Origin of the sequence: Brevibacterium sp. SIMBA_078, from assembly GCF_046534565.1 — a bacterium.
GTDB lineage: Bacteria > Actinomycetota > Actinomycetes > Actinomycetales > Brevibacteriaceae > Brevibacterium.
Genome location: NZ_JAWRYQ010000001.1, coordinates 1,686,342 through 1,705,289, shown reverse-complemented (window position 1 = coordinate 1,705,289; position 18,948 = coordinate 1,686,342). Strand labels below are relative to the sequence as shown.

General features: G+C 56.5%; 12 protein-coding genes. 2 read left to right on the top strand and 10 right to left on the bottom strand.

The genetic code is table 11. From position 1 onward, the window contains the following. Nucleotides 1–26 precede the first annotated feature (26 nt). The 9 genes from SB749_RS07480 to SB749_RS07440 all read right to left on the bottom strand — a co-directional run bounded on the left by SB749_RS07480 (nucleotide 27) and on the right by SB749_RS07440 (nucleotide 13,946). Nucleotides 27–1,022 carry a polysaccharide pyruvyl transferase family protein gene (locus SB749_RS07480; protein WP_410709780.1) on the bottom strand — a complete coding sequence of 332 codons (996 nt, stop codon included), beginning with the start codon at nucleotides 1,020–1,022 and terminating at the stop codon, nucleotides 27–29. Then, complete coding sequence (locus tag SB749_RS07475) at nucleotides 1,019–4,162, bottom strand: glycosyltransferase (protein ID WP_410709779.1); 3,144 nt, start codon at nucleotides 4,160–4,162, stop codon at nucleotides 1,019–1,021. Before SB749_RS07475 ends, SB749_RS07480 begins: the two co-directional genes overlap by 4 nt. Before the next feature lie 689 nt (nucleotides 4,163–4,851). After that, complete coding sequence (locus SB749_RS07470) at nucleotides 4,852–5,724, bottom strand: DUF6270 domain-containing protein (RefSeq protein WP_410709778.1); 873 nt, start codon at nucleotides 5,722–5,724, stop codon at nucleotides 4,852–4,854. After that, on the bottom strand, nucleotides 5,721–7,028 hold the full coding sequence (locus tag SB749_RS07465) for an ABC transporter ATP-binding protein (RefSeq protein WP_410709777.1): 1,308 nt from the start codon (nucleotides 7,026–7,028) through the stop codon (nucleotides 5,721–5,723). The genes SB749_RS07470 and SB749_RS07465 overlap by 4 nt, the downstream gene beginning before the upstream one ends. After that, nucleotides 7,015–7,896 carry an ABC transporter permease gene (locus tag SB749_RS07460; protein WP_410709776.1) on the bottom strand — a complete coding sequence of 294 codons (882 nt, stop codon included), beginning with the start codon at nucleotides 7,894–7,896 and terminating at the stop codon, nucleotides 7,015–7,017. The genes SB749_RS07465 and SB749_RS07460 overlap by 14 nt, the downstream gene beginning before the upstream one ends. Next, nucleotides 7,893–9,638, bottom strand: a complete 1,746-nt coding sequence (locus SB749_RS07455) for a glycosyltransferase family 4 protein (RefSeq protein WP_410709775.1) — start codon at nucleotides 9,636–9,638, stop codon at nucleotides 7,893–7,895. The genes SB749_RS07460 and SB749_RS07455 overlap by 4 nt, the downstream gene beginning before the upstream one ends. After that, nucleotides 9,635–10,996 carry a glycosyltransferase family 4 protein gene (locus tag SB749_RS07450; protein ID WP_410709774.1) on the bottom strand — a complete coding sequence of 454 codons (1,362 nt, stop codon included), beginning with the start codon at nucleotides 10,994–10,996 and terminating at the stop codon, nucleotides 9,635–9,637. The genes SB749_RS07455 and SB749_RS07450 overlap by 4 nt, the downstream gene beginning before the upstream one ends. Further along, nucleotides 10,993–12,030, bottom strand: a complete 1,038-nt coding sequence (locus SB749_RS07445) for an MraY family glycosyltransferase (protein WP_410709773.1) — start codon at nucleotides 12,028–12,030, stop codon at nucleotides 10,993–10,995. Before SB749_RS07445 ends, SB749_RS07450 begins: the two co-directional genes overlap by 4 nt. Beyond that, nucleotides 12,030–13,946, bottom strand: a complete 1,917-nt coding sequence (locus tag SB749_RS07440; protein ID WP_410709772.1) for a polysaccharide biosynthesis protein — start codon at nucleotides 13,944–13,946, stop codon at nucleotides 12,030–12,032. The genes SB749_RS07445 and SB749_RS07440 overlap by 1 nt, the downstream gene beginning before the upstream one ends. 369 nt (nucleotides 13,947–14,315) lie before the next feature. On the opposite strand from SB749_RS07440, the gene SB749_RS07435 reads away from it, so the two are divergent. Then, nucleotides 14,316–16,175 carry a glycosyltransferase gene (locus SB749_RS07435; protein WP_410709771.1) on the top strand — a complete coding sequence of 620 codons (1,860 nt, stop codon included), beginning with the start codon at nucleotides 14,316–14,318 and terminating at the stop codon, nucleotides 16,173–16,175. Between the two features lie 8 nt (nucleotides 16,176–16,183). Here the strand turns inward: SB749_RS07435 and wecB are convergent, their stop codons facing one another. Then, nucleotides 16,184–17,290, bottom strand: a complete 1,107-nt coding sequence (gene wecB / locus SB749_RS07430) for a non-hydrolyzing UDP-N-acetylglucosamine 2-epimerase (protein ID WP_410709934.1) — start codon at nucleotides 17,288–17,290, stop codon at nucleotides 16,184–16,186. A gap of 386 nt (nucleotides 17,291–17,676) precedes the next feature. Between wecB and wecC the strand changes: the two genes are divergently transcribed. After that, nucleotides 17,677–18,936: a UDP-N-acetyl-D-mannosamine dehydrogenase gene (gene wecC / locus SB749_RS07425; RefSeq protein WP_410709770.1), complete on the top strand. Its 1,260-nt coding sequence runs from the start codon at nucleotides 17,677–17,679 to the stop codon at nucleotides 18,934–18,936. The last annotated feature ends 12 nt before the right edge of the window (nucleotides 18,937–18,948 follow it).

The following is an 18,948-nucleotide window of genomic DNA, read 5'->3' as shown; positions in this document are numbered from 1 at the left end:
GTTCGACTACGCAACGTTATCGTCGTTTATGAACCGCTCAGTGCTTTAGCGAGTTCTTTTCGTAACAACTGGTACCCGTCTCGTGCACCGTAGTACAGAGACGCCCGAACTTTCTGATGAACCCGTGAAGGATACTTTACAATCCTGTCAGCAAGGCCCTCATTTGTGTAACTGACAAGCATCTCAGGCCGTTCGATCATCCTGAGGAAGTTTCGGTTCTTCGGGGTTACAGACATGGCAACGGCGGGCACACCGTACATCGTAGCGACGACTAGACCGTGGAATTTGATAGTTGCCAACAATCCAACCTTGGAAATTTCGACGCAGAGTTCGTCTAACGACTCCGAATGAACAACCTCGTCACCCGGCTGAGCAAGCTCGCGTGCAAGGGCGAGATCGCCCTCTCCAAGGGAATCAGTCGCAAGTGCAATATGCCGTATTCGATAGCCCATGTCACGAGCTCGAGTAATCGCTGCTTCAAGATGACTCAAATCGTCGCTACGAGAACGGTGCTCGCGCATGACGACGCCGAATACATCCTTTTCACTCTTGCCGGGACTCGGCCGGTCGAGAGCGCAGACTGGATCCGGGTACCATGTCAGTTTATCGCCGGGATCAAGGTTCTCTTTGATCCAGTTATAGCTCTCAACATCCCGGGCGACTATCAGTTTACAGTTCTCGTGCGCGAAGAAACGCCGATAAACATCCAACACGTGCTCCCGCCTAAATGGCTGATTTGGAACACCAAGCCCGTAGACAAATGTAGGCTTCCTAAGATATTCAGTCTGCCAATAAAGATCACTCACTCGCAGTGGGTTGAGCAAATCGCCACCACCGATGAGAATAGCGTCCGACTCGTCTACAATCTCCGACACTGGTCTCGAAAAATATGGTTGGACCAGCAGGTCATTGGCTACGTTGAGCTCGTACTCCTTACCAAGCTCCTGCCGATGAACTTTCAAGAACAGTTCATCGCCGAAGTTTCCCCATCCAAAATATCCAACAAGTGCGATCTTCTTCATCGCGCGTCCTCACTGTCGACGATAATATGGTCGTTCACATCAATATTCAGGCCGTACAGACCTGCAATTTTGTTCACTATTTCAATTGCATCGTTTCGATCAGATTCAGTCACAAGATTCAATTTTGGCACATACCAATTCTCCAAAAAATTGTAGAAATGATGACTGACATACTGATCTATTAGCTGATGGCGCTTCAGTGTCTCCGTTTGAGCTTCTTCCATAATCAGCTTCTTCTCAAAGTAGGAGAGATCAACTGTATTCGTAACAGAATCAGGCCGCTCGGCGTAATAGATGAGGTGCACATCGTTTGTAAACGCCCCGTCTCCAGCCTTAAGAAGTAGCAGCCACCCAAACAGAGAGTCTTGCCCTGCTGCCTTCTCCACGAAACGAAGTTCACCGTCTTCGAAGAGTGATTTATCCATCACTGCAGCCTGCGTCGAGACTACAGGGAATCGTCCTCGCTCGAAGTAGCTGCCACGGAAGTCTCGGATTACAGACATGCTTTGGTTTGTATGACGGCCGGTCACCGTAGTCGAAGCGGCAACTTTCACTTGGTAGCCGGATACGAATTTCACTTCGTTGTATTCAGATCGAGCAGTTTCGAGTAGTTCGAGTAGTCGATCATAGCCCCCATCCGAAATTTCATTATCCGGATCTAGGAAAGCCAACAGCGGCGCGCTGGCAATCTCTATACCCTTGTTCCTGGGACGTGAAGCACTGCCGCTACCCCCCGGCTCAAAGAGGAATGCACGAACGTTGGGCATCTCACGCTCAAGACGCCGACAGATTTCAGGGGTGATCCCGTCCGTCGAACCGTCGTCGATCAAAAGTATTTCAAATCGGTCGCTCCTCGCATTTCGTAGAATGCTCGGTACGCATTTAGTCTCGAGGAAATGGCCGGCGTTATAGATCGGAACGATAATCGTCAGATCGAAGTTGTCATTAGAATTCTTCGATGCGGTATGTACGTGCTGACGAACAGAGGATTCAAACGGCGGAATCGCATAGCCATTCCCCAAATCTGGATTCGATCCACGTAGTATTTCGAGTCGTGCTTGAGGAGTCAGGGCTCGATTCGAATATATGGTCATAGCGACAGTCGCATCTGAAACATACTCGTGAGCCCGACCAACAACCTTTTCCGCCTGCACGGTCGAAGACTGCGTCACAAAATTAGAATCTGTGTACTTGAACGCGTTAATGCGATCTTGTACATAGTTCGGGCCGTAGGAATTCTCATACGATACGAATCCTATGTAGTCTGCAGCTTCAGCGGCTTTTGATGCAAACTGCTCGTCCGTGGACTCTACTAGTTTGACCCCTGGATATGATTGATTCTCAATCTCTTCCTTAAGACGATCATCAGCATGGGCGACAAAGAGTACAACAGATTTATCCGTGTAATGACCACCTTCGTCCAATCCCGCAAACTCCAGCATTCGTGACGATATGTCGAACGCCGTCCGGCTAGTCATTACATTTCTTACCTGCGCCTCATTGTTCTTCAACTCGCTCATCGTAATGGAAGAGCTAAAGTGACTGTCTAGTTGTTCAGGTTCAACGACTATTCGAATTTCTGGAAACTTGTTAAAGACAGAGTTGGAATAGTTGGAAATTAAACCCTTGCCTTGCGCCTGCAGCTCATATACTCGCATCGCGCACATTGTCGGACTCGATTTTATTGAATTGAAGTTCAAACTCCATCGAAACAGTTTATGGATTCGCTGGAGATCGTCGTGCGGGACAGGCTCTAAAGCCAGATCGGAATACTTTTGCGGAAAAGCATATTCTTCGTTTCCGAAATTGCGATCGATCAAGGTAAGATTATCGCCAGTTGATAATACGGAATCGAATATTGCATGCATATCTTCAATGCGCTCCTGGTAGCGCTTGGGATAGGAGCCTGCGAAAAAGGCTTTGTTGATTGCGTGCCTGTAAGATCCAATTGGATTGTTCAGATGAGGATTAGCTCCATATTCCAAATATGCAACACGGTCGTGCCCTAGAGTCTCGCGGTAACGATCTATGCAATCAGAATCGGATGTAAATACAAAATCGAACTTCTCCGCCACCGGCAGGAAATATTCAAAGTTGCTTGGATCTTCGATTGACTGAAAGACTGTGAGTTTTCCATGCTTTTTTGAATAGCCTATAAGTCTATCCAGCGCGCTCCGGGGTTCGTCTCTGAACTTGACGCCGCGCCAATCCTCGTTCGCCAGGCCTTTCCAACAAGAAACGTAAAGCAGAATGTCGAAGCCTTCGGAAAGAACGTCATCCACCGTCGAAGGTTTGACATAGGTGACCTGCTCGAAAGCATCCCTATAGAAGTTGTACATGTATTCGTCAGTGATGATAGCCACATGATATGGGTGTTTTCTCGAGAAATATTCTGAACCATTGCTTTGGGGCAACGTCGACGCCAACTCGAGGAGTAGCTCTCTGCTCAATTGTCTCGAGGCTATGGACCTCCCCGTAGCGGTGCTGCCGGCTTCGGCATCGATAACATCTCGTTCTACGCTCGAACGGATTTCCTCAAGATTCCGCTGAGCGCTACGACCAGCTTCTACTGCAGTATTCAGCGATCTTTGCAGGTCAAATAACGAATCCCGTTGATTGTCGCCGTGTGCGTTATCAGCTGCATATGAGACCGATACACTCGTAGCAGAGGGAATATTATTGGGCCGATCTACCTTATCGATACAAACTTCGTCGAGGACGAACTCTCCTTTACCGCGTAGTCGGATTGTGGGCATAACCCAGGCTACTGATGCTCCAGGTGTGTAGAGGGTCCGATCACCAGCTCTTACGACGGTGGTGCCCAGTCTTTCTCCTAGTTCGTTGTACTCGAGAATGTGAAGTTCTGAACGAAGACTGCTATTGGACGCTGCTTTGAGTTCCACGATGAACGCGCAATCCGCGGCTATTGCTGCATCATCGTCGAGTGTGAGCTTCTTAAAGTGTTTAGGCCGGCCGTTGAGAATAAAGTAGATTGATTCTGCAGAGGCCGTGTTTACTTCAGTCCGACCTTGTGAGTCCAATCTGACACGCACTCGGTCTTCGTGCGTGACAGACCATTCGTTAGGCGATTTGAGGTTGCTTCGGAAACCAACCAGAGGGATTGAGTTAGAATTCGACATCTAGGCGGTCCTCGTCGTATTTAGTGCTTGTGATAGATTTTCTTGGTTTCATTAGCGCGCCTGGTTTCGTTCTGATTCCAAAGCATGGATGCGGTCGTAAATAGGCGCTAGCGCAGGATAGCTATCATCCACGAATTTCTTACTTCCCGCGGACGAAAGTTTGCCGCTCAATTCCGCGTTCACAGAAGGCTCTTGGCGTCTCAAAGTCAGTTCGTTCTCTAAGTTTGTTACTCGCCTTGATAAGGCCCAACGGTGCTGGCGTTCGCCACGTATCGTTACTCGTAGCGACATCGATAGGGCTGCGACCGTTAGCAGAATCAGTAGGATCAGTACGGCATCTATCCCAAATGTTCTAGTAGACACAACCTCCAAGAGAAGTGCTCCCAGTCCACACACCGTTGCCACGGCAACTAAGAGATTCACTCTTTTCATTTTTCCACTTTCTGCTTCGTAGAAGTTCCTATTTTGCCTGTCTGACGATTTGATCTTCTCTGACGGTTCACTCCATCGTGATTCACGTAGACATCAGACCGATGCGGTATTACGGGTTTTTTATACGAGTCTCGTCTGCTTAGCAAACTTCTACCGACTCTAATGAGCGTCCTGTGCGGACAAGCCAAATGGGTTCTACTACACCTCTTCGAATTTCGAGCGGTTCGATAGTTGGCGACTCGGATGTCATCATCAGCTCATTCTCCGAATTCTTTGAATACCTGTCGTATCTCAGCTGCGATTTCCTGATAGTCCTGATTTCGATAGTGAAATGGCTGAGGTCCCCACTTGTGATCGCGAGAGATTCGAACAGACTCACTTTGGCGAGATATTGTAAAAGAAGTCATGCGGCTAGCATGTGCGTAATATCTCTTGTACGTGCGATTCGCCTCGGAAGCTCGTCTTGCAAATTCTTCCGCCTCGGTTGGTGACACGTTGGCCACGTTCTTCAGGAGCTTTCCAAGTCCATCTCCTCTCGCGAAGCTCCGGCCTGCTTGTTTGGCACCACGTCGTAATATTCGCTGTGCACGCCCCACGCTCGAGAGCAGTGTACTGTGCGGGTGTTTCGCGCCCTCGAACGCTGCCGCCCATTCAATCTTCAATAGTATGGACCTATCCCATAGAGACTGGCTTCTCAGCTCAGCCTCCAGGGCTGCGAACCCGAGCTTCCACCATTCGAAATGTTCATCGCTACCGAAACGCACCAAACGAGCCCCCTGCCTTCGAGCTGAACGTGCTGCGCCACAGGATTCGACCTCGATTGAGTTAGTCATGACCGTGTTGTCTGGGAACAGCCAGAATCCCCTTCTCTCATCCACCAAGTCGATGAGAACAACGTCGGCTTCTTCCCTGGCTAGAATCAGTCGCGCTGCTCCGTTCCCCATCAGATCTCCCGTGACCATTTTTTGTTGGAACGGCGATTGGAGGCGTTCCAATTCACGCATGGATGATCCATGGCGCGCTATTAAACTAACCACGGATTGCCGCGCAACGTATTCCATGACATGAACGTCTGACATGACCTCGGCCGTATCACGACTCACGCATGAACCGAAGATTGCGATGTTCATCGGCGCGAATCCTGATGGAGGGCAGGACCCTCGTCTACCTGACGCAAACGCTGTCGTTCCTCGTACCTTTCATCGGCGATCTTGCGGGCACGAGAAGCGAGCCTTCGGCCGGTGAAATCATCCGCGGCGGCAACTGCGGACGCACGATCATGCGGGTTCGCGGCGCGCAGAACGACACGTTTCTTGCTGGGATTCAAACGCAGCGGCGGGGCGTCGGTGATTCGTGGGGCGCTTACCGCCTGAGAAGCCGGCTTGGGCAGGGCCGGGAATTTGGCCTTTGGCATCTCAGCGTCAAATGATTTGGGCCAGACCTGCTCCTCGGCAGCGGCCAACATCGGAGCCGGTGTCTCTTCGACTTCGTCGACAGTGTGCTGCCGCTTCACGTGGCGTGCAGGAGCGGACTTCTTCTTAGATGGGCGCGCTGCGTGCCGTGGGATGGGGTTCTTGATGAGTTCAGGTTCGAGGATATTGATCTCCTCTTTCACCGCGTTGCTCACCACATCGGCAAGGAGTTTGTCTGCGATGTCGTCCTTACCCTTGGCAACATTCCACGCCCACCAGCGGTATTTCTCGGCGACAGCCTCGGCGGGGCCATTCATGAGGATCTCGCCTCGGTGCATCCAGACTGCGCGGGTGCACAGCTCCTGAATCACTTTTGCAGCATGGTTGACGAGCAGAACCGTTCCTGCCTCGGCAAGAAGCTCGTCCATTGCGCGTTCACTGCGTTCGGCAAAGGTCGCGTCGCCTGTCGACAGGGCCTCGTCGATGAGCAGAATCTTCGGTCGCGCAGCCAAGGCGATGGCGAATCGGAGTCGGGCACCCATACCCGAGGAATAGGTTCCCATTGGCCGGTGGATAGCCGATCCCAGTGCCGAGAGTTCAACGACATAATCAAAGGCTTCGACGGCCTCTTCGGGAGACAATCCCATTGCCAAACATCCGAGGCGCACGTTCTCACTTCCCGACAGCGCAGGTTGCAGGGCCGCACTGACACCGAGCAGAAGTGGCTGATAACGGACGAGGATTCGGCCCCGATCTGGTTGTTCGACCCCAGCAACGTTGCGCAGGAAGGTGGATTTTCCGGAGCCGTTGGCCCCGACGATTCCCACCATTTCTCCTTCACGGGCAACGAAGTTGACCCCCCGTAGCGCTCGCACGGTGGTCTGGCCCTGCCGCCCAACGAGCCTGTTCGTCAGGCGTCGGATACCCGTTGCCCTGCTACCAGGATCGTTGGTGTTGACGGTATAGCGGACTTGGACGTTTTCCGCAATGATATTTGGTTCTTGGACTTCAGAGTCGGCCATAGTTTTCCTCCCCTCTCCAGAAAAACAGGAAACCGAAGATGAGAAGACCGAATGCCCAAACCATGCCGACTATCCACATCTTCGGATCCGAATCGATTCCGTAGAGCAGCGAATTGCGCACCAAAGTTAGGTAGGCATGCATTGGGTTGTACTGCATGATCGCTAGAAGGGCAGGGTGATCAGCTAGGCGGTCCTCGATTGAGAAGAAAACGCCTGAGCCATACAACCAGAATCTGCTAATAATCGTCATAAAGTTCGTGAGATCAGGAATCTTATGACCGAGACGGGCTAGAAAACACGCAAGGCCAACATTGAAGATTGTCTGCAGAGCAATAACTGGGATCACAAGTACTACACGCCAGGTGATCTCTTCAAGTGGCGGAACAACGGCAAGAACGATAACCATGACAAGCGCGGTTGGCACAAAGTCCAGGAAGTTGCGGACGACTGTTGAAATTGGTAGTGCGGCGCGGGGGAACTGGAATCCCTTAATCATCGATGCTCCCGCTCGGATGGCTCCCGTTCCGCCGGTCATGCACTTACCTGTGTAGCCGAAGAAGAATACACCGATGACAAGGAATCCGAGAAAGTTATCGATGCCTCGTGCGGTTTGCAGAATGAATCCGAAGATGAACCAATATGCGAGTACGGAAAGTAACGGATTTAAGAAGAGCCACCCGTAACCAAGTATGTTCTTCCTCGTCGAGCTCGACATCTTGGCTCGAGACTCGGCGATGATGAAGTGGCGGCGGTTCCACAGTGCGACGAGGTAGCTACGCAGGCTCGCTCGTCGTCCGACAGGCACGAGGCCGTCACTCGACACGGACGGGATCGAGCTCAGCCCGAGGGGGTTCTTTGTCTCACTCATCGCGCATCACTCCCCATGAGTTGAGAATAAACCTGCCCATATCGTCGTCCGATTTCCTTCCACCTGCGAGTTGCAAGAACGTGTGCTCGTCCATTGTCTCCGAATCTTGCCCGCGCAGTGTTATCGGCGGCGAGTTCGGACAGCAGTTCCGCGAGCTTCTGCGGGTTTTCCGGCGGTGTCGCCAATCCTGCGCTGCCTGGAACCAGTTCACGCAGTGCCGGCAGGTCGGAGATGACAACGGGTCTGGCAAGGCCCATCGCTTCAATCGGCTTGATCGGCGTGACCAAGCGACAGACTGGTTCATCCTTACGCGGCACGACAATGACATCGAGCGCAAGTTGGTACTCAATTGCCTGGACTTGGGAGACCCGTCCGGTGAAGACGGCGTTATCATCCAGAACAGCTGCGCGTTCGCGCAGTACCGGCAGTGCGACACCGTCGCCGGCGATCAGCAACCGCAGGTCCGTCCCTTGGCTTCGGGCGAGGATCACGGCGTCGACTAGGTCGTCGAGGCCCTCATATCCGACGATCGACGCTGCTGTGCCGACCCAGATTCCATCTTCTGGCAGGCCAAGGCTCCTTCTCACCTCGGCCGGAGTGCGGGTGACATCGGTGTCGACAACGGCTTCGGAGACCGAATTCGGGATGAGAGTGATGGCTTCGGCTGGCACTCCCCCAGCGATCAGGTGCTCACGCATCGTCTCGCCCAAGGTGATGACTGCGTCGGCTGCCGATGCGACTTCGATCTCCTTGGCCCGCATGAGTGCGAAGCGTTGGCTGTCCCGACGTGCAGAGCGCTCTTCCGGACTGCCGCCGGCAGCTGCCCATGTCTCTTCCAAGACTCCGCGGACTTCGTAGACCCATGGCAGGCCCGCTGTCTTCGCGGCCGCACCAGTGACCATGCCGTTGACGTAGTGCGTCGTCGTGTGGAGGATCTCAGCACTACGTTCGTGGGCTTCCGCAGCGATGTGAGTCGCTTGCTCGCTCAGCCGTTCGGATGGCGTGGGCCGCGGTCTCAGCGGGACATCACGAATGTATTCGACCCCGTCGACGATCTCGACCGGCGCCTGGCTCAGTCGTCCGATGGTCACGGGATACGACGGGCGTGTGATCGCGGCCGCTTGATGGCCGGCGTCCCGCAGAGTGGTGAGGATGGCATGAGAGCGGTAGGTATAGCCGGAGCGGGTGTGCGGCAGGGAATTCGTCAACACATGCAGCGCCGTCGGATGCTGACCTCGATCAAGGTCGGCATTGCCGCGTGCCCGCCGAGCCGTGACATGGCTCGACACTTCCGGCCACCATTGAGGTTGGAGACTCCGTCGCTCATCGAGCAGGCGTGTCCGGCGCGCGCCGTCTGGCAGGACTGCGATGGCCTCGTCGATGTGCCCTTTGGTCCACTCGATACGTGAGCACAGTGCATGAGCGCCGGGAACGGCAGCTGCGATCGATTCGGCCGCGTCGAGGAGTCCCAGATTGAGTGCGATCTCGCCGAGAAGGCGCGAAGGCGAGGGAGATCCGGCGACCAATGACTTCGCTGTCGTCTCTTTTCCGAGCAGCCACGCGGATGCCGCCCGAGTGGCGTCGCCCGGCAGTTGTCCGAGTGCTTGTCCGATGAAGCGCGAGGCAGGGCCAGGCAGTCGACGTGCCAACTGCATTCCGAAGAACACCCGGTCGTCGTTGATATGACCAGCGGTGGTCAGAACAACGTTCGTCAGCTGTCGTGCGAGGAAGCGCAGGTTCACGAAACCACCTGCTCAAGGACCCGTTCGTATGTGCGACCCATTGCGGCTGCCGAAGCATTCCGAACCACCCAGTCGTGCGGGTTCAGACCTGAGGCCGGATTCGATCCGAATTCCTCACCGGCTTCGACTCGTTCTCGCATCCTCTTCATCGCCGCGGCTACGGAATCGACGTCACCGGGAACCGCAACTTCTCCTGCCGCGGTGGCTGTGATGATGTCGGCGGCCTCACCGGCGACGACACCGAGGACTGGGATTCGACGGGCCATCAGTGAATAGAGCTTCGACGGCACTGTGCATTCGTAGGAGTCGAGCGAGCTGAGGCTGACCAGCCCGGCATCTGCCCACTCCCAATGGGCCGCGAGTTCGGCACCTGCGATCTGGGGATGGAACTCGACCGGAAGATCGTACGCGGAAGCGACGGTCTTGAGCTCGACAGTATCGACGCCATCGCCCACGATTCGCAGTCGCACACCCTCGGTGCGAGCCAGAGCACGAATCGAGGTGCTGAGATCCTGAGATCGCCCGACAGTGCCCACATACAGCAGGTTGAGCTCACTGCGTTCGCCTTCAGCCATGCCAGTGACATCGCCGTCGGCATTGCCCGTCTCTTCTACCGTGGGGACGAGGGGAATCGCTCCTGTTGCAGTCAGCCCGGACGCACCTTCCAGCTCCGCCGGGGAGACTCCGCTGCGGACGACCTCGGCGGTCACCCCACGCTGTTCCAAGCGACGTTTGAAACCCTCCGTGGTGACGACGACGACCGCTGCACGCCGTTGGGCACGAGTGAGCAGGTCCGGCAGCAGTCGATGTTCGAGACGCTGCGTCAGCGACCCGGGAAGATACTTCCCAACGGCTCCAGTCACCAGGTTCATCTCCGAAATGAGGTCGGGCCACGCATCGCGGACTTCAGCGATATGCGGCACCCGCAGCAGCCGCGACAAAGTGTCGCCGGCCAGCAGAAACGGCAGTGCCGGAGTCGTAGAGACAATGACATCGGGGCGCATTCTGCCTCGCAGCCGATCGATGACCGCCGACATCGCGCCTGTCGCTGACACCGTCTGGTCGAGCAGCTGACGAGCCATAGACGATCCGCTGTGCAAGTACGGCACCCGGAGGATCCGCTCACCGTCGATTCCGGTGTCCCAGGTACCGTCGAGGCGCACGTCGACTCGACGGCGCCCCCGCCCAACTTTGGAGCCGAAGAATCCGTTCCGGTCGGAATACGGGTAGTGCGGGTGCGGTGCCACCGTGATGACGTCGTGTCCTGCGGCGCGCAGATGGTCGACGAGTATCCGCCACCGTCGCTGCGGTGCGCCGACCTCAGGGTAGTAGTAATGACTGAGCAGAACGATTCTCATGCGGTGACCGCCTCCGTACGTGCTCGACGGTTCAACCACATGGGCAGAAGCGCGTAGAGAGCAAGTAAACCGACCCAGAACACATGAGCCGGGTACGTCGTCGCCGTATTTCCGCTGATGAGGGTCGGAATGGCCATAATGCAGGCAAGGACGCTCAGCGCGGCGTGGAAAAGCGAAACGGAGCTGTGCGGCCACCCCGCTTGCTGAATCCGCTGGTAGATGTGTTCTCGATGAGGCAAGAGGATGTTCTCTCCTCGGAAGAGTCGCATAACCAGAGTGAGTCCGACGTCGAAGAAGACGAAGATCATCGGAGCGATGATGACGACGATCGGCACTCCCTGAACGAACAGCCACACCGCAAGAGCGAAGACGGCCGCTCCGATTCCGTAGCTTCCCGTGTCTCCGAGGAATGCCTTGGCCCGACCGAGGTTGAACGGGAGAAAACCGACAGCAGCACCGGCCAGCGCCAGAGCCAGCAGAGCGATATCGTTCTCACCCACCCAGGAGCCGACGAAGGCGAACCATCCGGCCGTGACGATGGTCCATTCGGTGACATAGCCGTTGAGCCCGTCGACGAAGTTCACGGCGTTGACCGTGGTCACTCCGATGACGGCGAAGGCGATCACGTGGGCGATTCCCTGAGTGGAGAACATCGCGATGATCGCGCTGAACAACAGAGCCAGGATGACCTGTCCGATCAGTCGCCCGGCAGGGCGCAGGGAGTCGAGGTCGTCGCTCATCCCGATGGCCGAATAGCACCAGGTCAGCACCAGGAAACCGATCGGCAGGAGGACGCCGCCCAGGCCGAAGACACCGTCTTCGCTAACGCTCCAGACCATGGCGAGAATCGTGGCCACGGTGATGCCGCAGCCGATGGCGATCCCCCCGCCGCGTACGGTCGACAGCGTATGTGAAGAGCGATGAGAAGGGACATCGACGACCCCCGCTCTACGCAGCAAGGGGAAGGCGATGAAGGCGCTGAGAGCCGTGACCACCGCGGCCACAACCAGGATCACCAGCGACTGCAGAGCCATCAGAGGCCGACTCCGGTGTCATGAGGATCTGCTCCCGGCTCGGAGGCTTTTGATGACGTCACTGCCGGTTCGATGGCCGCCGTCGCGTCATCGGTGACCGGGACTGCATCGGAGTCGAGGAGGCTCGTCAAGCGCTCCTCGAGGACCGATCGGTGAGTGAAGACCTGCGGGTCACGAGATTCGGCGACCAGAGCACCGAGCTTCTCCAGATCGATCGGAGCGATCGGGACCTGAGTGATCAGCGGATGATTGGGTCTGCTGTCGACTTCACCTGGCGACAGCAGCGCTTCAGTGAGCTTCTCCCCCGGGCGCAGACCGGTGTACACGATCTGCGCATCAGTGCGACCCGACAGTGCGATCACTCGTTTGGCCAGGTCATCAATGCGGATCGGTTCGCCCATGTCGAGGACCAAGGTCTCTCCAGGGCCGCCGATCGCCGCTGCCTGCAGAACGAGCTCACATGCCTCATCGGCAGTCATGAAGTAGCGAGTGACCTCGGGGTCGGTGACAGTGACGGGGTCGCCGGCCGCCACCTGAGCCACAAAGGTCTCGAGCACGGATCCCCGAGAACCGAGCACGTTGCCGAATCGCACCGACATATAACGTCGCCCGGTTGCGGCAGCCACAGAGGCGATCGCCCGCTCGATGGAGAACTTCGTCCGTCCCAGCACCGAGGTCGCGCCGGCGGCCTTGTCGGTGGAGATGTGGACGAAGGCATCGACGTCGTGAGCCACCGCCACGTTGAGCAAGTCGAGGCTGGCTCCGACGTTCGTGCGCACTGCCTGCTCCGGAAAGCGCTCGAGGAAAGTCAGGTGTTTGAGGGCCGCGGCGTGGAAGACGATGTCCGGCTTCGCCTCGGCGACGAGCGCGTCGATGAATGCTGGATCTCGCAGGTCTCCGAGGACGAGGTCGTCACTGGTCAGAAGGGCTGAACCTTCGAGGCCGAGCTCGGTTGCGTGCAGGCCGGATTCGTCCCGGTCGGTCATGATGAGTCGGGCCGGGTCGAAGCGGGCGACCTGGCGGCACAGCTGTGAGCCGATTGAACCGCCCGCCCCGGTGACGAGCACGACCTTGCCGGTGATCGCCGAGGCGATGTCGTCGATATTCGTTGAGATCGGTTTGCGTCCAATGAGGTCTTCGAGGCTGACATCGCGGAAGCTTCGGTGACGCAGGTCGGCGACGTCATGGGCGTCCGGCTCGGGACGGGCCAGCGCGGAGTCCGAGAGCTTCGGCATGATCTTGATCTCGACCGGCCGGGATTCGAGATTCGACACGATGCGGGAGAGATCTTCGGGAGGCAGGTCAGAGATCGCAATGATGACTGCACCGGCACCGGTGCGATCGACATGGGCGGCGATGTCGGCGATCGGTCCGAGCACGCGAATTCCGTTGTAGCGCAGATGCCGCTTGGCAGGGTCGTCGTCGAGGATGCCGACGGCGACGAATTCGTTGTGCGAGTCCTGAGCGATCATATCGAGGGCGAGCATGCCCTGGTCGCCCGCGCCGACGACGATCGTGGGCCGAGATGCGCCGGACGTGGTGAGGCTGCGCTGCCTCATGTTGCGACGAATCCAGTTCTCGAGACTCTTGACCACCACCATGAGCGCTCCCGCCGTGATGGGGACACTGGTCGGGATGAGCAGTTCGCTGGCGAGCGCGAATTCCGCAACCCACATGATGCCGACGCCCAATGCGACCGTTCCCACGATCGCGGCGAACTGATCGGTTGAGCCGCGCCGGTAGCGGCCACGGTAGATCGCCAACGGCCCGCCGATGAGGAAGACGATCAGGCCGATCGCCGAACAGACGAACATGCCCAATGCATTGACGAGCTCAGTGTGGAAGTCGTATCGCACCAGCGTCATCGCTACGACGAGGAACGCGAAGACGAGACCGTCGATGAGTGACAGCGCCATGGCTCTGCCGTGACGCCTCATTGGGGTCCGTGAGGGAATGGGCCCTGAGCTGCTTCCCACTGTCCTCATTTCTCTCGACGTCCATGGTCCGACTCAGTTCAGCCTAGGATTATGGCGTGCATCTCACAACAGCCGACTGAGCTTCTTGCAACCTCTTGATTGTACTATTGGGGCTAACAGCTTTCGCACAGGAAGGCAGTCGAAAGCGTTAAGAATTGGTTTCATTTTCGGTTGACCCACTGCAAGTAGAGTGGGATAAACCGCCGTATTGATCACGCCTTATTGAACCGAGCCTCCGCTAAACCAGACGGCGCGTGATTCCTATCAGGTCGAAAGGACCACACTGTGCCTCCCACTCCGCTTCATACTGTGAGGACCGGACTCTGGCATCTGCGCCAAGGCGGCCCTGCTCAATTCCTGAAGTGGAGGCGACGCCGGAATCTTGACCGAGGAGTTGCCGACGGCAGACCGGCTGACCAGCTTACTTCCGACAACCTGCAAGAGGCGTTCCCTGCAGCTCCGAGGCCCAACCGTCGGCCCGTCTTCAACGGCCTCAGGGTAGGCACCATCCTCGACGAGTTCTCAGCGGAGAGCTTCGGCTACGAATGGGAGACGGTCCCACTGAACCGACTTGGATGGGCATCGCAACTGGACTTGATCGACTTCGTTTTCATTGAGTCTGCATGGAATGGCAACGGCGGAGATTGGAAGTTCAAGCTCACCGGCACAGCCGGCCCGAGCCCCGAGGTTGTCGAGCTGTTGGACAGTTGTCGCCATCGCGGTATCCCCACGGTGTTCTGGAACAAGGAAGATCCGCCCCATTTCGATGACTTCCTTCCTTTGGCCGAACTTTTCGATGTCGTGTTCACTAGCGACGTGCGGCTGATAGACAAGTACCGGCAACACCTTGGACATGACCGCATCGCCCCTCTGGCCTTTGCCGCCCAGCCTGCGATACATTCTCCTGTCCGTCCGTCAAAGAACTTCGCCGCACGTGATATCGCGTTCGCGGGGATGTATTTCACCCACAAATTTCCTGAACGTCGGGCCCAAATGGATTTGCTTCTGGGAGCTGCAGACACAGTGTCCTCGCGGATGGAGCACGGACTTGAAATCTTCTCCCGGTTCCTTGGCAACGATGAGCGGTACCAATTTCCCGGCAACCTTGCCGACAGGGTTGTCGGATCGTTGCCCTACCGCAACTTGTTGACTGCGTACAAAAACTACAAAGTATTCCTCAACGTGAACTCGGTCGTCGACTCACCAAGCATGTGTGCAAGGCGCATATTCGAGATCACGGCTGCCGGAACTCCGGTAATTTCGACGCCCAGCAAGGCAACGAAGCGGTTTTTCCCACCTTCCGAGCTCCCCCAGCCTGAGACCCAGGAAGAAGCCGAACTTACTCTCAGGGCATACGTCCGAAGCAGCGAATTGCGCGACCGCACAGTTCATCTCGCGCAACGGCGCATTTGGCACGAACACACCTACACTCATCGCGCGATGTCGATCATGGACTCTATCGGAGTTGAGTACAGCGATCCGATTCCTCGTTCAGTGTCTGTCGTGGTATCAACGAATCGGCCTGAACACCTCAGGAACGTCCTTGAAACACACGCCGCGCAGAAGCTTGAGAACCGAGAGCTCATCATCGTCCAACATGGGTTCGTTTCATCTCCGGAGCTACTGCATCATGCAGCCGATCTGGGAATCGAAAACCTGGTGCTGCTTGAGGCCCTCGAATCAGACTCTCTGGGCGCGTGCCTTAACCGCGGAATTGAAGCGGCGTCAGGTGACGTCATCGCCAAGATGGACGACGATGATATTTACGGTGAGCATTATCTGACGGACCAGTTGGCGGCTCTGCGCTATTCGAATGCGGATCTCGTCGGTAAGCAGGCTCACTACCTACACCTGCGCAATCGTGACATCGTCATGTGCAGGTTTCCCGAACGCGAGCACCGTTTCACCGATCTCGTTATGGGACCCACATTGATGGGCAGCAGAGAACTGTTCCGACGCACCCCATTCGCTAATCGCACGCTGGGCGAAGATACCGACCTGCAACGGCGACTCGTTTCGGATGGAGCACGAATCTACTCAGCAGACCGATTCAATTTCGTCCAAGTTCGTGACTCTCATAGTCATACATGGAGTGTCGACGACGACCTATTGTTGGCCAACAGTAATGTCCACAGCTTTGGTTTCAGCCGTGGACATTACTGCTTCTGAACAGAGTCTCAACTGCCGCTGAGAAGCTCGTTGAGGATATCCACACTGCGACCGGCTGAGTGGCCGTCCCCATAGGGGTTCACGGCATTGGCCATGTCCCGGTAAGCCTTACTGTCGTCGAGCAACTGTGAGACTTCAGCGATGATCTTCTCTGTTGCGGTTCCGATAAGCTTTACGGTTCCTGCGTCCACGGCTTCGGGGCGTTCTGTGTTCTCTCGAAGCACCAAAACCGGCTTACCGAGGCTGGGGGCTTCTTCCTGGATTCCGCCTGAGTCGGTGAGCACGATGTCCGAAGCGTTGATGAGGTGCGAGAACTCGCCATATTCGACGGGTTCGATGGAAATCACATTGTCAAGGTCTTCGATCTGAGGCGCGATCGAGGCGCGAACCTTCGGATTCTTGTGCGCGGGCCAGACGATGAGCAGATCAGGATAGTGAGTCGCCAGGTGCCTCATGGCCTTGCCGATGTTCACCATGTTGTCGCCAAGGTTCTCCCGGCGGTGGGTGGTTACCAGCAGAACTCGGCGGTCGTCGGATTCGAGAGCTCGAAGCTCAGGAAGGCTGAACTCCACTGGGCGTTCAACAGCCCACTGCAGTGCATCGATGACGGTGTTTCCGATGACGTGGATATTCTCATCAGGAACCCCGTCGGCAAGCAGGTTGCCGCGCGAGACCATAGTCGGCGCAAGATGCACACGTGCAATCTGGGAGACGATCTTCCTGTTGGCTTCTTCAGGGAAGGGCGAATTGATGTCGCCGCTGCGAAGTCCTGCTTCGAGATGGACCACCGGGATCTCCCGGTTGAAGGCCGCAATCGCCGCGCCCATCACCGTGGTCGTGTCGCCCTGGACGACAACAGCGTCGGGGTCATGCTCAGTGAGCACCTCGTCGATCTTCGAGATGACGCTGCCCGCGATGCTGTTGAGAGTCTGCCCATGGGCCATGAGGTTGAGGTCGACATCAGGTTTGATCTGGAACACCTCGTTGACCTGATCAAGCATCTCACGATGTTGCGCAGTCACGACGACGATCGGTTCAAGATTCGGATCCGCTTCAAGTGCTTTGATCACTGGAGCCACCTTGATAGCCTCTGGCCTAGTGCCATAGACAACCATGACCTTTGGGGTGATGCCAGACTTGCCAGCGCTCAATGCGGCTCCTTCGTCAGTTGAAAACTTGCTCCAGATGTACAAAAACGGGCCGACCGTTGACAGATGGCCGGGCCCGCCAGAATGCCGAGGAATCCTCTAGCTTCCACAAGATTCAACCACACTTCGACAGCGGGCTGATCCTTAAATGATCCATGAGTGAAGAAAATTTACCGAACCTTAACTGACCAGGTGTTCCGCATCACTAACTCGCGCTTTTGCCAAAAATCGTTTCACGGTCTCGTAATTATCCAATAACATTTCATTTGTTGTGTGCCAAGCAGGCCGTTCGCCACTGACCGTACTTATCCACCGCAGCTAACGGTCGACGCTAGAACTCAGAGAGAAGAATCATGACCCCCTCCCCCGAGAGCAATCGACCTTCGGTCGCCGTCATCGGACTCGGCTACATCGGACTCCCTACAGCCGCCGTGTTGGCCAGTTCTGGTGCGAACGTCGTCGGCGTCGACATCAACCAGAAAGCTGTCGATCTCATCAATCAGGGCAAGGTCCCGTTCGTCGAGCCCGATATGTCGACAACGGTGGCCGGTGTCGTCTCCCAGGGCTATCTGCGTGCGACCACCGAGACCCCGCATGCCGACAACTACATCGTCGCCGTGCCAACACCATTCAAAGATGGGCACAAGCCTGACCTGTCCTACATCGAGACCGCCGGCAAGCAGATCGCACCGCTCCTCAACGGCAACGAGCTTGTCATCCTCGAATCAACTTCACCTCCCGGAGCAACCGAGTTCCTGGCCGAGACGATTCTGTCGGAGCGTCCAGATCTGACCCTCGATGAGGGCACATCCAAGACGATCTACTTCGCTCATTGCCCAGAGCGGGTTCTGCCGGGCCGCATCATGATCGAGCTTCGTACGAACGATCGGATCGTCGGCACCCTCAACGGCAACGCCGGCGAACGCGCCCGTGACCTCTACCAGTTGTTCTGTGAGGGCGAGTTCCTCATGACCGATGCTCGGACGGCAGAATTGTCCAAGCTGACCGAGAACGCCTACCGCGACGTCAACATCGCCTTCGCGAATGAGCTGTCCATGATCGCCGACGGTCTCGACATCAATGTCTGGGAACTCATTGAGCTGGCCAACCACCACCCCCGCGTCAACATCCTGCAGCCAGGACCCGGAGTCGGCGGCCACTGCATCGCTGTAGACCCATGGTTCATCGTTGCTACCGCACCCGAGCAGTCATCACTCATCAAGACCGCTCGCGATGTCAACGATTCCAAGCCCGGATTCGTCTTGGACAAGCTCATCCCTCAAGCGAAGCGCATCAACGAAGTGAAGATCGCGACACTCGGACTGGCGTTCAAACCGAACATCGATGACCTGCGTGAGAGCCCCGCCCGGCAGATCGTCAATCGCCTTGCCGAGGAACTTCCTGAAGCGACGATTCTGGCCGTCGAACCGAACATCGAAGAGCTTCCGGCCGAGCTGGTGTCCCGTGACAACGTGACCCTGGCCGATACCGAAACTGCGATCGAGCAGGCCGACATCGTTCTCCTCCTCGTCGACCACAATGAGTTCATCAACCTGGATGCTTCGCTGCTCACGCAGAAGATCGTTCACGATACTCGAGGCGTGTGGGGCTGAGGCTCAACCCAC